The 19,911-nt window shown below is 66.8% G+C and carries 15 protein-coding genes; 5 read left to right on the plus strand and 10 right to left on the minus strand.

Going from position 1 to position 19,911, the window contains the following annotated elements; translation table 11 throughout:
- The 4 genes from ACZ3IC_RS03500 to thyX form a co-directional block, all read right to left on the minus strand.
- Positions 1-225, minus strand: a 225-nt coding sequence (locus ACZ3IC_RS03500) for a hypothetical protein (RefSeq protein ID WP_467412156.1), incomplete at its 3' end; no start/stop codon positions are given.
- Positions 226-654: 429 nt separating this feature from the next.
- Positions 655-2,340 (minus strand): ribonuclease J, encoded by a 1,686-nt coding sequence (locus ACZ3IC_RS03505; RefSeq protein ID WP_467412159.1) that lies wholly within the window; start codon positions 2,338-2,340, stop codon positions 655-657.
- 129 nt (positions 2,341-2,469) lie between these two features.
- Entirely contained in the window at positions 2,470-3,369 is a 900-nt protein-coding gene (dapA, locus tag ACZ3IC_RS03510) for a 4-hydroxy-tetrahydrodipicolinate synthase (protein ID WP_467412160.1), read from the minus strand.
- A gap of 152 nt (positions 3,370-3,521) precedes the next feature.
- On the minus strand, positions 3,522-4,259 hold the full coding sequence (gene thyX / locus ACZ3IC_RS03515; protein ID WP_467412162.1) for an FAD-dependent thymidylate synthase: 738 nt from the start codon (positions 4,257-4,259) through the stop codon (positions 3,522-3,524).
- Positions 4,260-4,445: 186 nt separating this feature from the next.
- Here thyX and ACZ3IC_RS03520 point away from each other — a divergent pair, with 186 nt between their 5' ends.
- Positions 4,446-4,685 carry a hypothetical protein gene (locus tag ACZ3IC_RS03520; protein WP_467412163.1) on the plus strand — a complete coding sequence of 80 codons (240 nt, stop codon included), beginning with the start codon at positions 4,446-4,448 and terminating at the stop codon, positions 4,683-4,685.
- Between the two features lie 94 nt (positions 4,686-4,779).
- Complete coding sequence (locus ACZ3IC_RS03525) at positions 4,780-5,331, plus strand: hypothetical protein (RefSeq protein WP_467412165.1); 552 nt, start codon at positions 4,780-4,782, stop codon at positions 5,329-5,331.
- Between the two features lie 70 nt (positions 5,332-5,401).
- Here the strand turns inward: ACZ3IC_RS03525 and ACZ3IC_RS03530 are convergent, their stop codons facing one another.
- The 6 genes from ACZ3IC_RS03530 to eccD form a co-directional block, all read right to left on the minus strand.
- Positions 5,402-5,887: a hypothetical protein gene (locus tag ACZ3IC_RS03530; protein WP_467412167.1), complete on the minus strand. Its 486-nt coding sequence runs from the start codon at positions 5,885-5,887 to the stop codon at positions 5,402-5,404.
- Between the two features lie 12 nt (positions 5,888-5,899).
- Positions 5,900-6,652: a 4-hydroxy-tetrahydrodipicolinate reductase gene (gene dapB / locus ACZ3IC_RS03535; RefSeq protein ID WP_467412169.1), complete on the minus strand. Its 753-nt coding sequence runs from the start codon at positions 6,650-6,652 to the stop codon at positions 5,900-5,902.
- Between the two features lie 24 nt (positions 6,653-6,676).
- The gene (locus ACZ3IC_RS03540; RefSeq protein ID WP_467412170.1) at positions 6,677-8,056 is read right to left on the minus strand and encodes a M16 family metallopeptidase; all 1,380 of its coding nucleotides are present in this window, start codon (positions 8,054-8,056) and stop codon (positions 6,677-6,679) included.
- Positions 8,053-10,290 carry a polyribonucleotide nucleotidyltransferase gene (locus tag ACZ3IC_RS03545; RefSeq protein ID WP_467412172.1) on the minus strand — a complete coding sequence of 746 codons (2,238 nt, stop codon included), beginning with the start codon at positions 10,288-10,290 and terminating at the stop codon, positions 8,053-8,055. Before ACZ3IC_RS03545 ends, ACZ3IC_RS03540 begins: the two co-directional genes overlap by 4 nt.
- Before the next feature lie 332 nt (positions 10,291-10,622).
- The gene (rpsO, locus tag ACZ3IC_RS03550; RefSeq protein WP_030933198.1) at positions 10,623-10,913 is read right to left on the minus strand and encodes a 30S ribosomal protein S15; all 291 of its coding nucleotides are present in this window, start codon (positions 10,911-10,913) and stop codon (positions 10,623-10,625) included.
- 274 nt (positions 10,914-11,187) lie between these two features.
- A complete protein-coding gene (gene eccD, locus ACZ3IC_RS03555) occupies positions 11,188-12,690 on the minus strand; it encodes a type VII secretion integral membrane protein EccD (protein WP_467413100.1) in 1,503 nt (500 codons plus the stop codon).
- Positions 12,691-12,924: 234 nt separating this feature from the next.
- Between eccD and eccCa the strand changes: the two genes are divergently transcribed.
- The 3 genes from eccCa to ACZ3IC_RS03570 all read left to right on the plus strand — a co-directional run bounded on the left by eccCa (position 12,925) and on the right by ACZ3IC_RS03570 (position 19,836).
- Positions 12,925-16,899, plus strand: coding sequence for a type VII secretion protein EccCa (gene eccCa / locus ACZ3IC_RS03560; protein ID WP_467412174.1), 3,975 nt, complete (start codon positions 12,925-12,927; stop codon positions 16,897-16,899).
- Between the two features lie 163 nt (positions 16,900-17,062).
- Complete coding sequence (locus ACZ3IC_RS03565) at positions 17,063-17,530, plus strand: hypothetical protein (protein WP_467412177.1); 468 nt, start codon at positions 17,063-17,065, stop codon at positions 17,528-17,530.
- Entirely contained in the window at positions 17,530-19,836 is a 2,307-nt protein-coding gene (locus ACZ3IC_RS03570; RefSeq protein ID WP_467412178.1) for a hypothetical protein, read from the plus strand. The genes ACZ3IC_RS03565 and ACZ3IC_RS03570 overlap by 1 nt, the downstream gene beginning before the upstream one ends.
- Positions 19,837-19,911 lie beyond the last annotated feature (75 nt).

Below are 19,911 nucleotides of genomic sequence, written 5' to 3' on the forward strand. Positions count from 1 at the left end.
CGTTCGTCCTGAGCCAGGATCAAACTCTCCGTGAATGTTTTCCCGTAATCGGGACAACACAACACGAGAGCGGAACAACCGGTCGGAATAGGACCAGTCGTTCACAGCGTCCTCGCTGTGTAAATTGCCCACCGGAACCGTGAGGCCCGGCAGGACTTTCAAAGGAACCACCAACCTGCCGAAGCAGGCCGGGGTATCAACATATCTGGCGTTGACTTTTGGCACGCTGTTGAGTTCTCAAGGAACGGACGCTTCCTTTGTACTCACCCTCTCGGGCTTTCCTCCGGGCTTTTCCCTTCGGTCTTGCGTTTCCGACTCTATCAGACTCTTTCGTGTCCGATTCCCGGTCGAAGCGGGGCTGCTTTCCAGTTCTTCGCTTTCGCGTTTCCCTTTCCGGCGATTCCAACCTTACCAGACTCTTTTCCGTACCGTTTCCGGTTCGAATTTGAATTCCGGTGACCTTTGGAGTGGTCTTGCCTTTCGGCGGATCCGACTTTATCAGAAGTTCTGAGTCGGAATTTCCGCCCCGTTCGGGAGCCCACCGCACACAACTGTGCGCCGTGCTTCCCGGTCAGGCGGAGCCGTAAACGTACTGGAGCGGAGCGCCCCGATGCAAATCGGGGGCCCCGCTCCGGAGTTCGCGCCTGTCGGGGGTCAGACCTCGACTACGACGGGAAGGATCATCGGTCGCCGACGGTAGGTGTCGGAGACCCACTTGCCCACCGAGCGGCGGACGAGCTGCTGGAGCTGGTGGGGCTCCACCACGCCGTCCTGTGCGGACTTGTTGAGCGCGTCCTCGATCTTCGGTACGACTGCGGTGAATGCCGCGTCGTCGATACCGGAGCCCCGGGCCTGAATGTAGGGGCCTCCCGTGATCTTGCCGGAAGTGCTGTCGACCACGATGAAGACCGAGATGATGCCCTCGTCGCCGAGGATGCGGCGGTCCTTGAGGGAGGTTTCGGTGACATCGCCGACCGAGAGGCCGTCGACGTACACGTAACCCGCCTGGACCTTGCCGACGATCTTGGCCTTGCCGTCGACGAGGTCGACGACGACGCCGTCCTCGGCGATGACGATGTGGTCCTTGGGCACGCCGGTGAGGGCGCCCAGTTCGGCATTGGCCCTGAGGTGGCGCCATTCGCCGTGGACCGGCATCAGGTTCTTCGGCTTGCAGATGTTGTAGAAGTACAGCAGCTCGCCGGCCGAGGCGTGGCCCGAGACGTGGACCTTGGCGTTGCCCTTGTGGACGACGTTGGCGCCCCAGCGGGTCAGGCCATTGATCACGCGGTAGACCGCGTTCTCGTTGCCCGGGATCAGGGACGACGCCAGGATCACCGTGTCGCCCTGGACGATCCGGATCTGGTGGTCGCGGTTGGCCATGCGGGACAGTGCGGCCATCGGCTCGCCCTGGGATCCCGTACAGACCAGCACGACCTCGTCGTCCGGCAGGTCGTCGAGGGTCTTGACGTCGACCACCAGGCCCGCGGGGACCTTCAGATAGCCCAGGTCACGGGCGATGCCCATGTTGCGGACCATCGAGCGGCCGACGAAGGCGACCCGGCGGCCGTACTCGTGTGCCGCGTCGAGAATCTGCTGGATGCGGTGCACGTGGCTGGCGAAGCTCGCCACGATGATGCGCTTCTGGGCGTTGGCGAAGACCGTACGCAGGACGTTGGAGATGTCCCGTTCGGGCGGCACGAAGCCCGGGACCTCCGCGTTGGTCGAGTCGGAGAGGAGGAGGTCGATGCCTTCCTCGCTCAGTCGGGCGAACGCGTGCAGGTCGGTGAGCCGGCCGTCCAGCGGGAGCTGGTCCATCTTGAAGTCGCCGGTCGCGACGGCCATGCCCGCAGGCGTGCGGATGGCGACCGCGAGAGCGTCCGGGATGGAGTGGTTGACCGCGATGAACTCGCAGTCGAAGACGCCGATGCGCTCGCGCTGGCCCTCCGCGACTTCGAGGGTGTACGGACGGATGCGGTGCTCCTGGAGCTTGGCCTCGATCAGCGCGAGGGTCAGCTTGGAGCCGATGAGGGGGATGTCCGGCTTCAGTCGCAGCAGATACGGGACGCCACCGATGTGGTCCTCGTGGCCGTGCGTGAGGACGATGCCCTCGATGTCGTCGAGACGGTCCCGGATCGTGGTGAAGTCCGGCAGGATCAGGTCGATTCCGGGCTGCTCTTCCTCCGGGAAGAGAACTCCGCAGTCGACGATGAGCAGGCGACCGCCGTACTCGAAGACCGTCATGTTGCGGCCGATTTCGCCGAGGCCGCCGAGCGGGGTGACCCGGAGGCCGCCCTTCGGGAGCTTCGGCGGGGTGCCGAGTTCGGGATGCGGATGACTCAAAAGACTCTCCTTACCACGCACGCCACGTACCGCTTGGGCACGTGGCGCGCATGTCATTCGTGCACTTGCTGTTGTCAGTGATGTCGCTCTTGCGAGTGTTCTTCGCTTATTCAGTTGTGAAGTCTGTGATTACAGCTCTACCCCACCGGCGGCGAGATCGATCTTGAGCTGCGCCGTTTCCTGTGCGGTGAGTTCCACCAGGGGAAGGCGTAGCGGACCCGCAGGCAGGCCCTGGAGGGCCAGTGCGGCCTTGGTGGTGATCACGCCCTGGGTACGGAACATGCCGGTGAAGACCGGCAGGAGCTTCTGGTGGATCTCCGTGGCCTTCTGGACGTCGCCGCCGAGGTACGCCTCGATGAGGGCGCGCAGGTCGGGGGTGACGACGTGGCCGACGACGGAGACGAACCCGATGGCGCCGACCGAGAGGAGCGGCAGGTTCAGCATGTCGTCTCCGGAGTACCAGGCGAGGCCGGACCGGGCGATGGCCCAGCCGGCGCGGCCGAGGTCGCCCTTGGCGTCCTTGTTGGCGACGATGCGCGGGTGCTCGGCGAGCCGTACCAGTGTCTCCGTGTCGATCGGCACACCGCTGCGGCCGGGGATGTCGTAGAGCATCACCGGCAGACCGGTGGCGTCGGCGATGGCCGTGAAGTGGCGGAAGAGGCCTTCCTGCGGCGGCTTGTTGTAGTACGGCGTCACCGCGAGGAGTCCGTGGGCACCGGAGCGTTCGGCCGTGCGGGCGAGCTCGATGCTGTGTCGGGTGTCGTTCGTGCCGATGCCGGCGACGACGTGGGCTCTGTCCCCCACTGCTTCCAGTACAGCCTTTACGAGCTGGTCTTTCTCCGCGTCGCTGGTGGTCGGGGACTCGCCAGTGGTGCCGTTGATGATCAGGCCGTCATTGCCTGCGTCCACCAGATGGGTGGCGAGCCGCTGGGCACCGTCGAGGTCGAGTGCGCCGTCCGCCGTGAAGGGCGTGACCATAGCGGTGAGGACCCGCCCGAAGGGGGTCTGCGGAGTGGAGATCGGAGCCATGGGTAACACGCTACTCGTTGCTCAGCGCCCAATGCCCCCTCGGGGGGACACACGATAGGAGCCCGGCACTGCCTGCTCGGGGGTTCAAGCAGTGCCGGGTCCGTTTGATCAGCCTAGATGAACTTCACGAAACGCCGCAATACGGACACCGCTTACGGGGCTACGCGTCCGTTCTTGTTGAAGGCTGCGTGCGTGAGCGGCATGAGCCGGGCCCAGTGCTCCTCCATCTGCTGGCCGACCATTTCGATCTCCCGCTGCGGGAAGGACGGCACCTTCGCCAGCTCGTGCTGGGTGCGCAGGCCGAGGAAGTGCATCAGTGAGCGGGCGTTGCATGTGGCGTACATCGAGGAGTACAGGCCGACGGGGAGCACCGCGCGGGCGACCTCGCGGGCCACTCCTGCGGCAAGCATCTCCTGGTACGCCGCGTACGCCTGGCGGTACGAGTCCTCCATGACGCGGCCGGTGAGCTCCTGCTGGGCCTGGGTGCCCTCGACGAACTCGTACTTGCCGGGGCGGCCCTGCTGGACGAGCTTGCGGGACTCCCCCGGAACGTAGAAGACCGGCTCCAGCTCCCTGTAGCGGCCCGATTCCTCGTTGTACGACCAGCCGACGCGGTGGCGCATGAACTCGCGGAACACGAAGATCGGGGCGCTGATGAAGAAGGTCATCGAGTTGTGCTCGAACGGGCTGCCGTGCCGGTCGCGCATCAGGAAGTTGATGAGCCCCTTGGAACGCTCGGGGTCCTTGGTGACCTCCTCCAGGGACTGCTCACCAGCCGTGGAGACACGGGCCGCGAACAGGACATCGGAGTCGCCTGCGGCGTGTTTCACCAGGTCAACAGTGACGTCGCTGCGGAAGCTGGGCTTTGCGGGCTCGGGGGTCTCGGTCACCGGCGGGGTCCTTCCAGTTGCGTCGCTCGGGCGGCGCCCACTCTACGGGCCGCCACAGACAACGAGCGCCGGAAGGGTCGTCCGGGGATTTCTTCGACGAATTCGGCGATTCGGGGCACCGAACGGGTCTGCCGTGCGTCTGAATCAGTAGCAGCATCCGTTACAGAGTTCAAGGAGAGTTTCCTCATGTTCTGCCGGCGTGAATCCGTCCCGTTCTCGTTCGTAGCCGAGGCCGACCGATTCCGCAGTAACGTCACCCCGCCTCCGCGGGAGCGCAGCAGTGTCTCCGAGCTGGCCGGCCGTTCCCTCATCGGTCTGACGGTCGTCGCGGGTCTTGTCGGGTCTCTGATCCTCGGCCTGCCCGCCCTGAGCCCCGTCCAGGGCTCGTCGCACACCCAGCAGAGCGAGGCGGCCCACGGCCGCTGACTCGTACAGGCCCCCTGGGGTGGTCGGGTCGGTGACCTCCTCGGTAGCCTCACCGGGCACAGCAATCGAGCGTGCTTGTGAGTGAGGATCAGTCGTGCCCCTGCCCTTTCTGACGGCCGACCGCGCGTTTGACGCGAGCGCTGAGGACATCGCGCTGCCGTTCGACGACCACGACAACTGGCGGCGTCCGTACCGCCCCGGGCCCTGGCGGGTCGCAGCTGCGGCCTCGCTGCTGCTGCTCGCGTCGTTCATCCTGCTCGCGGGGATGATCACCGCGTTCGCCGGGGCGGCTCCGGGTGCCGCCGTATGCCTGGGGCTCGCCCTCGTGGTCATCATGTGTGCCCTGCGGCTGCTGCGCGTCGGCGCCTGGGTGAGCCGGCACGGCGTGCGCCGGGTGGGCTTCTTCACGACGGTGACCGTGCCGTGGAACCGGGTCGCCGCCGTCCGTACGGTGCAGCAGCCGGTGAAGTGGCTCGGGTTTCCGCGCACGGTGCAGGGGCAGGCGCTGGTCGTCGTACGCCAGGGGGGCGAGGCGACGGCGCCCCTGCTCACGGACAGCAATGCGGATTTTCTCGCACGGCGTGAGGCGTTCGACCGTGCCGCCGACACGGTCGAGGCGTGGGGGGACGAGTATCGGCGGGGCTGAGGGGATCGATTGGCGGGCCCGTCCGGCGGCCGTTTTGTTCTCAAGCACCGGACGGGCTCAGAAGATGTCCTCAATCGCCGGACGGGCTTGATTCGGCCGGTGTGACCCGTGCTGGGATGGGCTTCGTGTGCAGGGCGATGGCGCGCTGCATGGCCTTTCGGGCGCGGGGGGTGTCCCTGGCGTCCTGGTAGGCGACGGCCAGGCGGAACCAGCAGCGCCAGTCGTCCGGGGAGTCCTCGGTCTCCTCGCGGCGGCGGTCGAACACGGCGTCGGCCGAAGCGCGGTCGATGCGGCCGGACGGGGTACGGACCAGTTCGTCGACCGGCAGGCCGCCCTCCGCATCGAGTTCCGCGGCCAGCGCGTTGGCCCGTGCCACGAACTGGGTGTTCTTCCAGAGGAACCAGACGCCGATCAACGGCAGGATCAGCACCGCGACCCCGAAGGTGACCGTCAGCAGCGTGCCGTGCCGGATGAGCATGACGCCACGACTGCCGACCAGGGCGAAGTAGAAGACCAGGACGGCAGCGGTGACGAAGTAAGTGATCTTTGCGCGCATGGCAGGGCTCAGTCAGTTCAGGTCGAGGAAGTGTTCCAGGCCGAACGTGAGGCCGGGAGTGGTCACCACACGGCGTGTGCCGAGCAGGATGCCTGGCATGAAGCTGCTGTGGTGCAGGGAGTCGTGGCGGATGGTGAGGGTCTCGCCCTCGCCGCCGAGCAGCACTTCCTGGTGGGCGAGGAGACCGCGGAGCCGGATCGCGTGGACCGGGACTCCGTCGACGTCCGCGCCTCGGGCACCGTCCAGGGCCGTGGTGGTGGCGTCCGGCTGAGGGACGCAGTCGGCCTTCCGCCGGGCCTCGGCGATCAGCTGGGCGGTGCGCAGGGCCGTGCCCGAGGGGGCGTCGACCTTGTTGGGGTGGTGCAGTTCGACGACCTCGACGGACTCGAAGTAGCGGGCTGCCTGCTCCGCGAACTTCATCGTGAGGACGGCGCCGATGGAGAAGTTCGGTGCGATGAGCACACCGGTCTCCGGGAAGGCGGAGAGCCAGGTGTTCAGCTGCGCGAGCCGTTCGTCGGACCAGCCCGTCGTACCGACGACGGCGTGGATGCCGTGCCGGATGCAGAAGTCGAGGTTGCCCATCACCGACGCGGGAGTGGTGAGCTCGACGACGACCTGGGCGCCGGATTCCGCGAGGGTCTCCAGCTTGTCGCCGCGGCTCAGGGCCGCCACCAGCTCCATGTCCTCGGCGGCCTCGACGGCTCGTACCGCCTCGGATCCGATACGGCCCTTCGCGCCGAGAACGGCCACGCGCAGCTTGCTCATTGCTCTGCTTCCTTACGGGTGGAGTTAGGAGACCGCTTCGTCGAGGCGGTCGGCCTGCTTGTCCTTGAGCGGGCCGATGACGGAGAGCGAGGGGCGGTGTCCGAGGACCTCGCCCGCCACCGCGCGGACGTCATCGGGGGTGACCTGCGCTATCCGGGCCAGCATGTCGTCGACCGACATCTGGTCGCCCCAGCACAGCTCGCTCTTGCCGATACGGTTCATCAGCGCGCCGGTGTCCTCCAGGCCGAGGACCGTGGAGCCGGAGAGCTGCCCTATGGCGCGGCCGATCTCCTCATCGCTCAGTCCTTCGGACGCTACCCGGTCGAGCTCGTCCCGGCAGATCTTGAGGACGTCGTGGACCTGGCTGGGCCGGCAGCCCGCGTACACGCCGAAGAGCCCGCAGTCGGCGAAGCCCGAGGTGTACGAGTAGACGCTGTAGGCGAGGCCGCGCTTCTCCCGTACCTCCTGGAAGAGGCGTGAGCTCATGCCACCGCCGAGAGCGGCGTTGAGTACGCCGAGGGCCCAGCGGCGCTCGTCGGTGCGGGCCAGGCCGGGCATGCCGAGGACGACATGGGCCTGCTCGGTCCTGCGGTTCAACAGCTCGACGCGGCCCGCAGTGCGCAGGGTGCGGGAGCCGGCGCGCGGGGCGACCGGGACGGCGTCGGTGCGGGACAGGGCGCCCGCACGGTCGAAGGCCTTGCGGACCTGGCGTACGACCGTGGCGTGGTCGATGTTGCCCGCGGCTGCCACGACCAGGTGCGTGGGGTCGTAGTGCTTCTTGTAGAAGCGGGCGATCCGGCCGCGGTCGAGTGCGTTGATGGTGTCGACGGTGCCGAGGACCGGGCGGCCGAGGGGGGTGTCGCCGAGCAGCGTGTGCGCGAACAGGTCGTGCACGCAGTCGCCCGGGTCGTCCTCGGTCATGGCGATCTCTTCGAGGATGACGCCGCGCTCGGCATCGACGTCCTCGGCGGTGATCAGCGAGCCGGTCAGCATGTCGCAGACGACGTCGATGGCCAGCGGCAGGTCGGTGTCGAGGACCCGTGCGTAGTAGCAGGTGTACTCCTTCGCCGTGAAGGCGTTCATCTCGCCGCCGACCGCGTCGATGGCGGCGGAGATGTCGAGGGCACTGCGCTTGGCCGTGCCCTTGAAGAGGAGGTGTTCGAGGTAGTGCGTCGCGCCGTTCAGGGTGGGCGTCTCGTCGCGTGATCCGACGTTGGCCCAGATCCCGAAGGTGGCGGAGCGGACGGAGGGCAGGGTCTCGGTGACGACCCGGAGACCGCCGGGAAGGACGGTGCGGCGGACCGTACCGATGCCGTTGGTGCCCTTGAGAAGCGTTTGGGTACGGGCGACGGCCCGCGCCTCCGAGGAGGCGCGGGCCGTCGTCACGGAACTACGGGACGTCACTTGTCGGCGTCGTCCTTCTTCTCGGCCCCCGTGGCGGCGTCGCCATCGGACTCAGCACCCTCGATGACCGGGATCAGGGAGAGCTTGCCGCGGGAGTCGATCTCGGCGATCTCGACCTGGACCTTGGCTCCGACGCCGACCACGTCCTCGACGTTCTCCACGCGCTTGCCACCGGCGAGCTTGCGGATCTGCGAGATGTGCAGCAGGCCGTCCTTGCCCGGCATGAGGGACACGAACGCACCGAAGGTGGTGGTCTTGACGACCGTACCCAGGTAGCGCTCGCCGACCTCCGGCATGGTCGGGTTGGCGATCGAGTTGATCGTGGCGCGGGCGGCCTCGGCGGCCGGTCCGTCGGCGGCACCGATGTAGATGGTGCCGTCGTCCTCGATCGTGATGTCGGCGCCGGTGTCCTCCTGGATCTGGTTGATCATCTTGCCCTTGGGGCCGATGACCTCACCGATCTTGTCCACCGGGATCTTGACGGTGATGATCCGCGGGGCGTTCGGGGACATCTCGTCCGGGACGTCGATGGCCTCGTTCATCACATCGAGGATGTGGAGGCGGGCGTCGCGGGCCTGCTTCAGCGCGGCGGCCAGGACCGAGGCGGGGATGCCGTCGAGCTTGGTGTCGAGCTGGAGCGCGGTGACGAACTGCTTCGTACCGGCGACCTTGAAGTCCATGTCGCCGAAGGCGTCCTCCGCACCGAGGATGTCGGTGAGGGCGACGTAGTGGGTCTTGCCGTCGATCTCCTGGGAGATCAGGCCCATGGCGATACCGGCGACGGCGGCCTTGAGCGGCACACCGGCGTTCAGCAGCGACATGGTGGAGGCGCAGACCGAGCCCATGGACGTCGAGCCGTTGGAGCCCAGGGCCTCGGAGACCTGGCGGATCGCGTAGGGGAACTCCTCGCGCGTCGGCAGCACCGGCACGATGGCGCGCTCGGCGAGCGCTCCGTGGCCGATCTCGCGGCGCTTGGGCGAGCCCACGCGGCCGGTCTCACCGACGGAGTACGGCGGGAAGTTGTAGTTGTGCATGTAGCGCTTGCGGGTCACCGGGGAGAGGGTGTCCAGCTGCTGCTCCATGCGGAGCATGTTGAGGGTGGTGACACCCAGGATCTGGGTCTCGCCACGCTCGAACAGCGCCGAGCCGTGCACGCGCGGGATGGCCTCGACCTCGGCGGCGAGCGTACGGATGTCCGTGACGCCACGGCCGTCGATGCGGACCTTGTCCTTGATGACGCGCTCGCGGACCAGCTTCTTGGTCAGCGAACGGTACGCGGCGGAGATCTCCTTCTCGCGGCCCTCGAAGGCCGGGAGCAGCTTCTCGGCGGCGATCTCCTTGACGCGGTCCAGCTCGGCCTCGCGGTCCTGCTTGCCGGCGATGGTGAGCGCCTGGGCCAGCTCGGACGTCACGGCGGCGGCGAGCGCCTCGAAGACGTCGTCCTGGTAGTCCAGGAAGACCGGGAAGTCGCCGGTGGGCTTGGCAGCCTTGGCGGCGAGGTCCGACTGGGCCTTGCAGAGGACCTTGATGAAGGGCTTCGCGGCCTCGAGACCGGCGGCGACGACCTCTTCGGTCGGGGCCTCGGCGCCGTCCTTGACGAGCTGGATGGTCTTCTCGGTGGCCTCGGCCTCGACCATCATGATCGCGACGTCGCCGTCCTCCAGGACGCGACCGGCGACGACCATGTCGAAGACGGCGTCCTCGAGCTCGGTGTGTGTCGGGAAGGCGACCCACTGGCCCTTGATCAGGGCGACACGGGTGCCGCCGACCGGGCCGGAGAAGGGCAGGCCGGCCAGCTGCGTGGAGCAGGAGGCGGCGTTGATCGCGACCACGTCGTACAGGTGGTCGGGGTTGAGCGCCATGATCGTCTCGACGATCTGGATCTCGTTGCGCAGGCCCTTCTTGAAGGAGGGGCGCAGCGGGCGGTCGATCAGGCGGCAGGTGAGGATCGCGTCCTCGGAGGGCCGGCCCTCACGACGGAAGAAGGAACCGGGGATCTTGCCCGCGGCGTACTGCCGCTCCTCGACGTCCACCGTGAGGGGGAAGAAGTCGAGCTGGTCCTTGGGCTTCTTGGAAGCGGTGGTGGCCGACAGCACCATGGTGTCGTCGTCCAGGTACGCAACGGCGGAGCCGGCGGCCTGCTTGGCCAGGCGGCCCGTCTCGAAGCGGATGGTGCGGGTGCCGAAGGTTCCGTTGTCGATAACGGCCTCGGCGTAGTGGGTCTCGTTCTCCACTAGCGTTTTCTCCGATACATATCGTCTTCTCGCCCCCACGCCCGTGTGGCGGGGGGCGGTGCGGAGAAGCCCTCCATCGGCGGGCCGGTCTTCGATCGAAGCACCCGGGTTGCTGTGCCGGGGGCCACTACCGAGGACCGGCGGCGGGGAGTCTTCTTCTCGCTCGTCTGTGGGACGTTCCACGACCAGGTTACTGAGATTGGGCTCAGCTTGGCATTCCGGTCGTGCGGGCGGACTCGTCACATCCCGATACCCGCATACGTACGCACAACCGCACGTACAACAAAGGGAGCGGCCCCCTCAGTGGTGGGAACCGCTCCCTTCACGGCGAATTACTTGGCGCCGCCGGCCGCACCGCGGCGGATGCCGAGGCGGTCGACCAGGGCGCGGAAACGCTGGATGTCCTTCTTGGCCAGGTACTGCAGAAGGCGGCGACGCTGGCCGACCAGGATCAGCAGACCACGACGGGAGTGGTGGTCGTGCTTGTGGGTCTTGAGGTGCTCCGTCAGGTCCGAGATGCGACGGGAGAGCATGGCCACCTGGACCTCGGGGGAACCGGTGTCACCCTCCTTGGTGGCGAACTCGGACATGATCTGCTTCTTCGTAGCGGCGTCGAGCGACACGCGGTACTCCTCTTTGGTGTTCGATGCGTCCACGAGCGCCCCTGGTCTTGTTCGCAGGGGGTCTTCCGTTACTCGGGGGCGAAGGTCCGATGAGCGCAGATCCCAGGATGATCCGGGAGCGCGTACACAAACGGCCGTCACACAGCGTACCAGTCCGGCGCAGCCGGTTCGTCCCGGGGGTGCGGTGGCCCGGGAGCGGCCGGGACCGCTCCCGGGCCACCGCACGGGCGTTTTTGCCCGGCTGAGCCGGGCTTGGCCGGACGCGCCCGCAGGGTCAGCTGGTGAGGGCGCGGATCGAGTGGTAAAGATCGAAGACGGCGAGGCACAGGGGCACCAGCGTCAGGAGCACGCACGCTTCGGCGATCTCCAGGAAGCGCCCCCAGAACGGGGTGACTCCCTTGCGCGGCACGATCAGCCCTATGGCAGTGATCAGGGCGGCGCCGACCGCGATGGCTGCGGTGAGCCAAATCGTACGGATGTCGAGCGCGGCGCTGTCCCCCGCGACAGCATCGCGCAGAATTTCGGCCGGCGGATTGAGGGACAGGCCGAGGCCCAGGAGCACGAGTGAGCCGAGACCCGCCGCCAGGGCGCAGCCGACCTGGGCCGTGTAGCGGAACAGGTGAGCGCGCATGAGCATGGCTACTCCGGTGGCGAGCACCAACAACTGGCCCCAGATGTTGTCCGAGAACCCCAGGACGGCTGCGGCGCCCACGGCCACCAGCGCACATCCGCCGACCAGGCCGACGAGCAGTTCGTGGCCGCGTCGCGCCTGGGCGGCGATGCGGTCGGCGTCGACGGGGCCCTGCGGCGCCGGTTCGGACGTCCCGTAGTCACCGACGGTGGTACGGGGCGGCTCGAAGCCGATGGGGAGGCGGGCGAAGCGGGTGGAGAGGCCGGGCAGGAAGGCAAGGACACCCACGGAGAGCGGGGCGCACACCGCCGCAGTCTCGGCAGGCTCCATACCGGTCAGGATCGCGATGAAGGTCATCACCAGGCCGATGGCGGCGGCGAACACGAACGCGACGAAGAGACCGTCCCCGCCGGGGGCGGCGATCATGAGGATTACCGCCGCCACCAGCACGGCGGCGCAGGCGAGCAGGAACTGGAGCCTGCCGATGCCCTGGCCCTCGCCGAGCGGCAGCAGCCCGGCACCGGAGACCGCGGCGTTGGCAAGCGCGCCGATCCCCAGAGCTGTGGACGATCCCCGGTCGTCGTACACACGCGCGCGTACACAGGCGAGCGCGAGAGCGAGTACGGCAATGACGGCAGCAAGGATGCCCGGCAGGCCGTGCATGTCGTGCCCGGGGCCGGAGGTCCACAGCACGAAACCGAGCAGGACCAGCAGGAGTGACCCACCGAAGAGCCCGGCTCCGCGCATGAGGCTGTCGCTCCAGAGGGTGCGGTCCCGGGCGACGGCGGTGGCGACGGCGTCGGAGACGTCGTCGAAGACCGCGGGGGGCAGCGACTCGGAGAAGGGACGCAGGGACAGCAGTTCGCCGTCGAGGATGCGTTGACCGGCCAGGGTGCGCCCGCTGTCGAGGACGGTGCCGTCGCGGCGTACCAGGTGATAGCCGACCGGAGCGCCCTGGGCGGGGCTCTGTCCCGACAGTCGGAGGATCTCCGGGTACAGGTCGGCGACAGGAATGTCCTCGGGCAGCGCCACGTCGACGCGGCTGTCGGGCGCGACGACCGTGACCCGGCAGAAACCGGTTCCGTTGCCGGCCGGAACTCCGGGACCCGGCCGACCGGATCCGGTGGCTGCCACTTGGGCCGTCATACTCACCTGCTGCTCCCCCTCATCGTTCTCGTGAAACGAGCCCCAGGATCGCGCACCTCGCTCGCGCCCCGAATGACCGTTTCCTTGCGGTAGTTAGCGGATGCTTACACGCGTCGCGACACCCTACCGCTCCGGGGTCATCCCATACGCCAGTAGGATCCTCCCGCGGATGGAGCCCGTCGCCACGGGGGCGCCGATACGAACAGTTCTGTCCGGCAAGGGAATTGGTGAGCTGTGAGCCAGATTGTCGTCAAGCGCCCACCGCGGGCCCTGCCCTCCGAAGTACCGGACGAGCAGGTGCAGTTGCAACCTCCGCCCGAGCTGCCTCGCGGTCAGCAGGAGGGGGTGATGATGCAGTTGCTGCCGATGCTCGGCATGGGTGGTTCCGTCGTCTTCTTCTTCATGACCCCGAACCCGATCATGCGGATCATGGGCGTAATCATGATCGCGTCAACGGTCGCCATGGCCATTGCGATGATCGTCCGCTTCCGACGGGGCACCCAGGGGCAGCTCGCGGACATGCGGCGTGACTATCTGAAGTATCTGACGCAGACAAGACGCGCCGTACTGAAGACAGCGCGCAAACAGCGCGACGCACAGTTCTATCTCCACCCGTCCCCGGAGCAGTTGTGGGCGCTTGTCGCCGAGGGCAGCCGGGTGTGGGAGCGCCGCGTCGGTGACGCCGACTTCGCGCAGGTACGCATCGGCCTGGGCAGTCAGGAACTCGCCACGCCGCTCATAGCGCCCGAGACCGCGCCGGTCGATGAGCTGGAGCCGCTGACCGCGGGGGCGATGCAGCAGTTCCTGACGACCCACAGCACGCAGGACGGCCTGCCCATGGCGGTCTCGCTGCGCGCCTTCTACCACCTGACAATCAGCGGCGAAGCGGAGTCTGTTCGTTCCACGGCCCGTGCGATGGTCGGTGCGCTCGCCTCGCTGCACTCCCCCGAGGATCTGATCATCGCCGTCGCGACGGGCCGGGACGCCGCCCCGCGCTGGGAATGGACGAAGTGGCTTCCGCACGTCCAGGCTCCGGACTCCGTCGACGGTGCCGGCAGCCGCCGCCTGATCACCACCAGCATCGCGGAATTGGAGGAGATGCTCGCGGGCCGGCTCGACGGCCGGCCGCGCTTCCAGCCCGATGGCCAGCCGCTCATGGACCAGCCTCATGTCGTCGTCGTGCTCGACGGCCAGTCCGTATCGCCGGTGTCGACTCTCGCTGCGACCGAGGGCCTCCAGGGCGTGACGGTCGTCGAGGTCGTACCGGGCGAGGTCAACGGGGCACGCGGCGGCCTGTCCATCGTGGTGCACCCCCATTCGCTGCAGCTGGAGTCCGAGCACGGGCTGGTCTACGACGGCCTTCCCGACCTGCTCAGTCATGAGGCCGCCGAAGCACTGGCCCGGCAACTGGCGCCGCTCCACGCGGCCTCGGGCGGGGACGACGACGAGCCGCTGCTCGCCAATCTCGAATTCACCGATCTGCTGAACCTCGGTGACGCGGCCTCCATCGACGTCACCAAGACCTGGCGGGCCCGCTCCCAGGCGGAGCGGCTGCGCGTCCCGATCGGCGTCGGCGAGGACGGCAGCCCCGTGATGCTGGACCTCAAGGAAGCGGCGCAGGAGGGCATGGGGCCGCACGGCCTGTGCGTCGGCGCCACCGGTTCCGGCAAGTCCGAACTGCTGCGTACGCTCGTACTCGGCCTTGCCGTCACCCACACCTCGGAGACGCTCAACTTCGTCCTCGCGGACTTCAAGGGCGGTGCCACCTTCGCCGGTATGGCACAGATGCCCCACGTCGCAGCGGTGATCACCAACCTCGCGGACGACCTGACGCTGGTGGACCGCATGGGGGACTCCATCAGCGGTGAGCTCAACCGCCGCCAGGAGATGCTGCGCGACGCGGGCAACTACGCCAACATCCACGACTACGAGAAGGCACGCGCCGCGGGCGCCCCGCTGCAGCCGATCCCCTCCCTCGTCCTGGTCATCGACGAGTTCAGCGAACTACTGACCGCCAAGCCCGACTTCATCGAGATGTTCGTGCAGATCGGGCGTATCGGCCGTTCGCTGGGCGTCCATCTGCTGCTGGCCTCGCAGCGCCTCGAAGAAGGGCGGCTGCGCGGTCTGGAGACCTATCTGTCGTACCGGATCGGCCTGCGTACGTTCTCCGCGGGCGAGTCCAGGGCGGCGCTGGGCGTGCCCGATGCCTATCACCTGCCCAATGTTCCCGGTTCCGGCTATCTGAAGTACGGCACGGACGAGATGGTGCGGTTCAAGGCCGCGTACGTCTCCGGGGTGTACCGCTCGGGCGGCCGGCCGGCCGCATCCTCCGGCCCTCTGCCGGTGGACCGCAGGCCGGTGTTGTTCACGGCGGCTCCGGTGCCGGTGCAGTACGTACAGCCGAGCCCTCAGACCGGGGCCCCGGTACCCGACGCGCGCACACCGGAGGACGACGCCCTGGCGGACACGGTGCTCGATGTGATCGTGCGTCGACTGGAGGGCCGGGGGGCCTCCGCACACCAGGTGTGGCTGCCTCCGCTGGACAACCCGCCGTCGCTGGACGAGATCCTGCCCGGGCTCTCCGCGGTCGAGGGCCGTGGGCTGACCCAGCCCGGGTTCGAGGGATCGGGCCGCCTCGTCGTGCCGCTCGGCGTGGTCGACAAACCTTACGAGCAGCGGCGCGACACGCTCTACCGGGACTTCTCCGGTGCGGCGGGCCACATGCAGATCACCGGTGGTCCGCAGTCGGGCAAGTCCACGCTGCTGCGCACCCTCATCGCGGGCTTCGCACTCACCCACACGCCGCAGGAAGTCCAGTTCTACGGGCTCGACTTCGGTGGCGGCGGCATGGCCTCGATCTCCGGTCTGCCGCACGTCGGCGGGATCGCCTCCCGGCTCGATCCGGAGCGGGTGCGGCGTACGGTCTCCGAGGTGTACGGGATCATGGCGCGGCGCGAGGAGTACTTCCGCAGCGCGGGCATCGACTCCATCGCCACCTTCCGCAGGCTGCGGGCGCGTGGCGACATCTCGGTGACGGATCAGCCCTGGGGCGACGTCTTCCTGATCATCGACGGCTGGGGCAATTTCCGTACGGACTACGAGGGCCTGGAAGCGGCGGCCGTGGACATCGCCGCACGCGGCCTCGGATACGGCATCCACCTGATCGTCACGGCGTCGCGCTCCATGGAGGTCCGGGCCAACCTCAAGGACCACCTGATGAACCGGCTCGAACTGCGGCTCGGTGACGTCATGGACTCCGAACTGGACCGCAAGGCCGCGGTCAACGTGCCGGCCGGCGTGCCCGGTCGTGGCCTCACACCGGAGAAGCTGCACTTCATGGCCGCGGTACCGCGGATCGACAGCATCAACTCCGACAGCGACCTCTCCGAAGCGACGGCGGCCATGAACCAGGAGGTCGCCCGGCACTGGACCGCGGCACCCGCCCCGGCGGTCCGCCTGCTCCCCCGCGAACTCCCGGTGCACGAAATGCCCGCGGGCTACGCGCATCCGGAGCGGGGCATCGCGTTCGGTATCGACGAGAACAACCTGGAACCGGTCTTCCTCGACTTCGAGCGCGACCCGTTCTTCCTGGTGTTCGGCGAGAGCGAGTCCGGCAAGTCCAATCTGCTGCGTCTGCTCATCAAGCAGTTGGCCGAGAGGTACGACGGGAACACAGCCAAGTTCTTCGTCATCGACAACCGGCGAGCGCTCCTGGACGTCACCCCTGCGACGCACCTGGCGGAGTACGTGCCCATGTCCAACAACATGGAGCACCACATGGACGCGCTGTACGACCTGATGAAGCGCCGTACCCCATCGCCCGACGTCACGGCGCAGGAGCTGCGCGAACGCAGCTGGTGGAGCGGACCCACGGTGTACGTGATCGTCGACGACTATGACCTGGTCTCCACGTCCAGCGGGAACCCGCTGGGCAAGCTCACGGAGATGCTGCCGTTCTCACGTGACGTCGGCGTCCGGTTCATCATCGCCCGCAACACGGCGGGAGCCGGCCGGGCCCTGTACGAGCCGTTCATGCAGCGCATCATGGAGCTGGGCGCACAGGGCCTGATGCTCTCCGGCGACCCCATCGAGGGGGACGTCTTCGGCAACGTACGACCGCGCCCGATGCCCCCGGGGCGCGGAGTCTTCGTCACGCGGCGGCGCGGGAATCCGCTGGTGCAGTCGGGGCTCATGTCCGGGGAGCGGTAGGAGCAAGTGCGGAGGCGGGGCGGCGCGGGGTACCGGTGGCGGTCGCAACGCGTGGTCCCGCTCTTCCCTACCCCGGCACGGGGCGGGCGGCTGATGTGGCTTCCGGCCCCAGAAGAGATTCCGAAAGTCCGGCATTCCCGACACGCACAGGAAGGTTCCGCACATGGCATGGGCTGAGTGGGAGCAACTGAAGGCCGCTGCTGCCGACAAGAGCGGGGCGCGGATGCAGCTCAACAAAGCAGGGCCTACAGGCGGCAGCAAGCAGGGCGACCTCGCAGTCAACCAGACCGACCTCGCGGCCGTCCGTGACGAGGCCTCCAAGTTGCACGGGCGCTTGTGGAAAGAGGGCCGTGTCGCCGTACCCACCAGCGAGACAGCAGCAAGCGACCTCACCACCCAAGGCCTGGAAATCGGCGGAGCCCTCCAACACGTGGCGGATCGATGGGACAAACAGCTCAAGTCCCTCAGCGACGCGTGCGGGCACATATCGAACCACATGGACTTCACCAAATATGTGCACAAGGGTGATGATCAGTACGTGAGGAGCAACATCAGCAGCATCGCCTCGCTCGACCAGGGATTCGACGACGACTACGCACCCAAAGGCGAGACGAACAAGGCGGACAACTGATGGATTTCGAAACGCTGCGCTTCGCCAAGTTCGGACTGTTGGACGAGGCCATCACCGACTGGTCGACCATGGTGACCAACCTTGCCGATCTGGAAAAGGACGCCCGGGAAGGCCTCAAGGCGAAGGCCGACAAGGCCAACTGGGCAGGCGGGAACGCCAACGTCACCAGGAAGTTCGTCGGCAAGACAGTGCACGAGTTCGATGATGCTCACAAGCAGGCCAAGTCCCTGTGGAGCATCCTCAAGGACGTGCGTGACGAACTGAAGGGCTACCACAGCGAACTCAACGCGGCCCTGGAACGCGCACGCGTAAAGAACCTGACGGTCACCACCACCGGCGGTGGTGGCTTTACGGTCACGATGAACATCCACCCGGACCGCGCGGCCAAGGGGACAACCGTCCCCGACCACAGCCAGAGCGATGTCACCGCCCTCCGGGACGAGATCCAGAAGATTCTCAACAAAGCGACCGAGAGCGATCACACGGCCGCTGTCGCCCTCAAGGCGCTCTCGGACCAGGCCGACATGGGATTCACGGGGGCCGAGTACAAGGACCGGGACTCGGCGGCCAACGCGATCAAGAAGGCCGACCAGCTGTCCGCGATCGCGAAGAAGAACCCGGAAGATCTCACCGCCAAGGAATTCGACCAGCTGAACGCAGGTCTCAAGATGATGGCGGACGACGAACTGTTCGCCGCACGCTTCGCGGACAAGCTGGAAGCCAAGGGGACGTTGGATTTCTGGGCGGGGTTGAACGCTCCTGGTGGGTGCTACGAGCTGGGGCGGGAAAGAGGTGACCAGTACGACGAACTACAGAAGAACCTGAGCCTCACACTGGCTACCGCCACCCAGAGCGACAGCCGAGGAATGATGGACTGGAAACGCGAGATGGTGGATCTCGGCAGCCAGCCCGTCTCAAAGCAACCGGGCACCCTGGGCTTCCAGGTGATGAGCAACCTCATGCGGTGGGGGAACTACGACGACAAGTTCCTCAGCGACTACGGAAGCGAGTTGATCAAGACCGAGAAGAAGCGCACCGACAATGGGAGCGACAGCGCCTGGCATGCGGTGCCAGTAAACCCGCTCCTCAATCGCACCGGCACGGATTCCGGAACTGACCCGATGACCGGCTTCATGAAGGCTCTTTCGAACAGCCCCGACGCGGCGACCGAGTTCTTCAATGACACTTTCGTGACGAAGGACGAGGATCACGACTTCGAGGAAGACGCCGACAAGAACGGAAAGAACGAGAAGAGGGAGCTCAGTAACTTCGACTACCTCTTCGAGGAGCGGGACTGGCCGAAGGACCGGAACGACAAGGGCGACGACAGCGTCACCGGCCGAAACTCCATGGCCTTGGCTCTGGAAGCGGCAACGACTGGTCATCCCGCGGGCGAAATGCCTACAGCTGACACGCCGGCACATAGCCCGCAGCAGGCAAAGCTGATGGAAAGTCTTGTCGCCTCGATCTCTGAGGATAGCAAGCGCTTGACGGATCACAGTTACATGGGTGACAGCATCGGCCAGATCTCATCCGAATATCTGCCCGATATGAACCGGGCAATGGCAGACGACCCAGAGGTCCTGCAAGAGGGAGATAACGGAGACGTCAGCAAACTCTTCCCGATCACGGGCAATCCGGCGGAGATGAACCACAGGGACACCACTCGTTTCCTGCTGGCAGTCGGTCAGACCCCTGAGGGTTATGCCCAGGTCGAACTCGGCCAGAAGAAATACATGGCGAACCTCATGGACTACCATTTGAACCCCGATTTGCCCGCAGACCAGCGATTCTCCTCGGACAAAAACCTGACCGTGTCACAGATCGCATATGGCTCGGGAGAGATTGCAGGAACACTGGCCATCGGGCGGCAAGAGGAAGTTGCGGGCGCCGCCGAGGAAAAGGACAAAGCCTATGGTCACGCATTGACCCAAACCAAGGGCGCCATCTCGGGAGGTATTGGGATCGGTATCGGCGTGGGCACATCATTCATTGCCACCCCCGCCGTCGGCGCCGCAGTAGGTGGCGCAGCGGGCACCGTGAGCGGAATGCTCCTTGAGCAAATCTTCAAGGAATATGAAGGGGAAGCCAAGAGCGAGGCAGGAGCGGTCATGGCCGAGCATTGGGAGAATGGACGCGACAATAACTTCAAGCACAGTCAGCAAGCCGTGATACTCGCAGCAAAGGCCCATGGAATTCCGCTGGAGGACCTTGCCACATACGCACGCACCGGCGCTCGCGACGGATTTACGGATGCCGGCCCCAACAGCACGGCAATGGGGCCCGAACTGAAGACAGACATTTAGGCTGCCGCTCTTCACATAGAACATTTACTTACTCATCACCAGCCGAGGAACGAGAATGTTGGCGGCCCGCAGCAC

It is taken from the genome of Streptomyces sp. NPDC002958 (genome assembly GCF_055563255.1).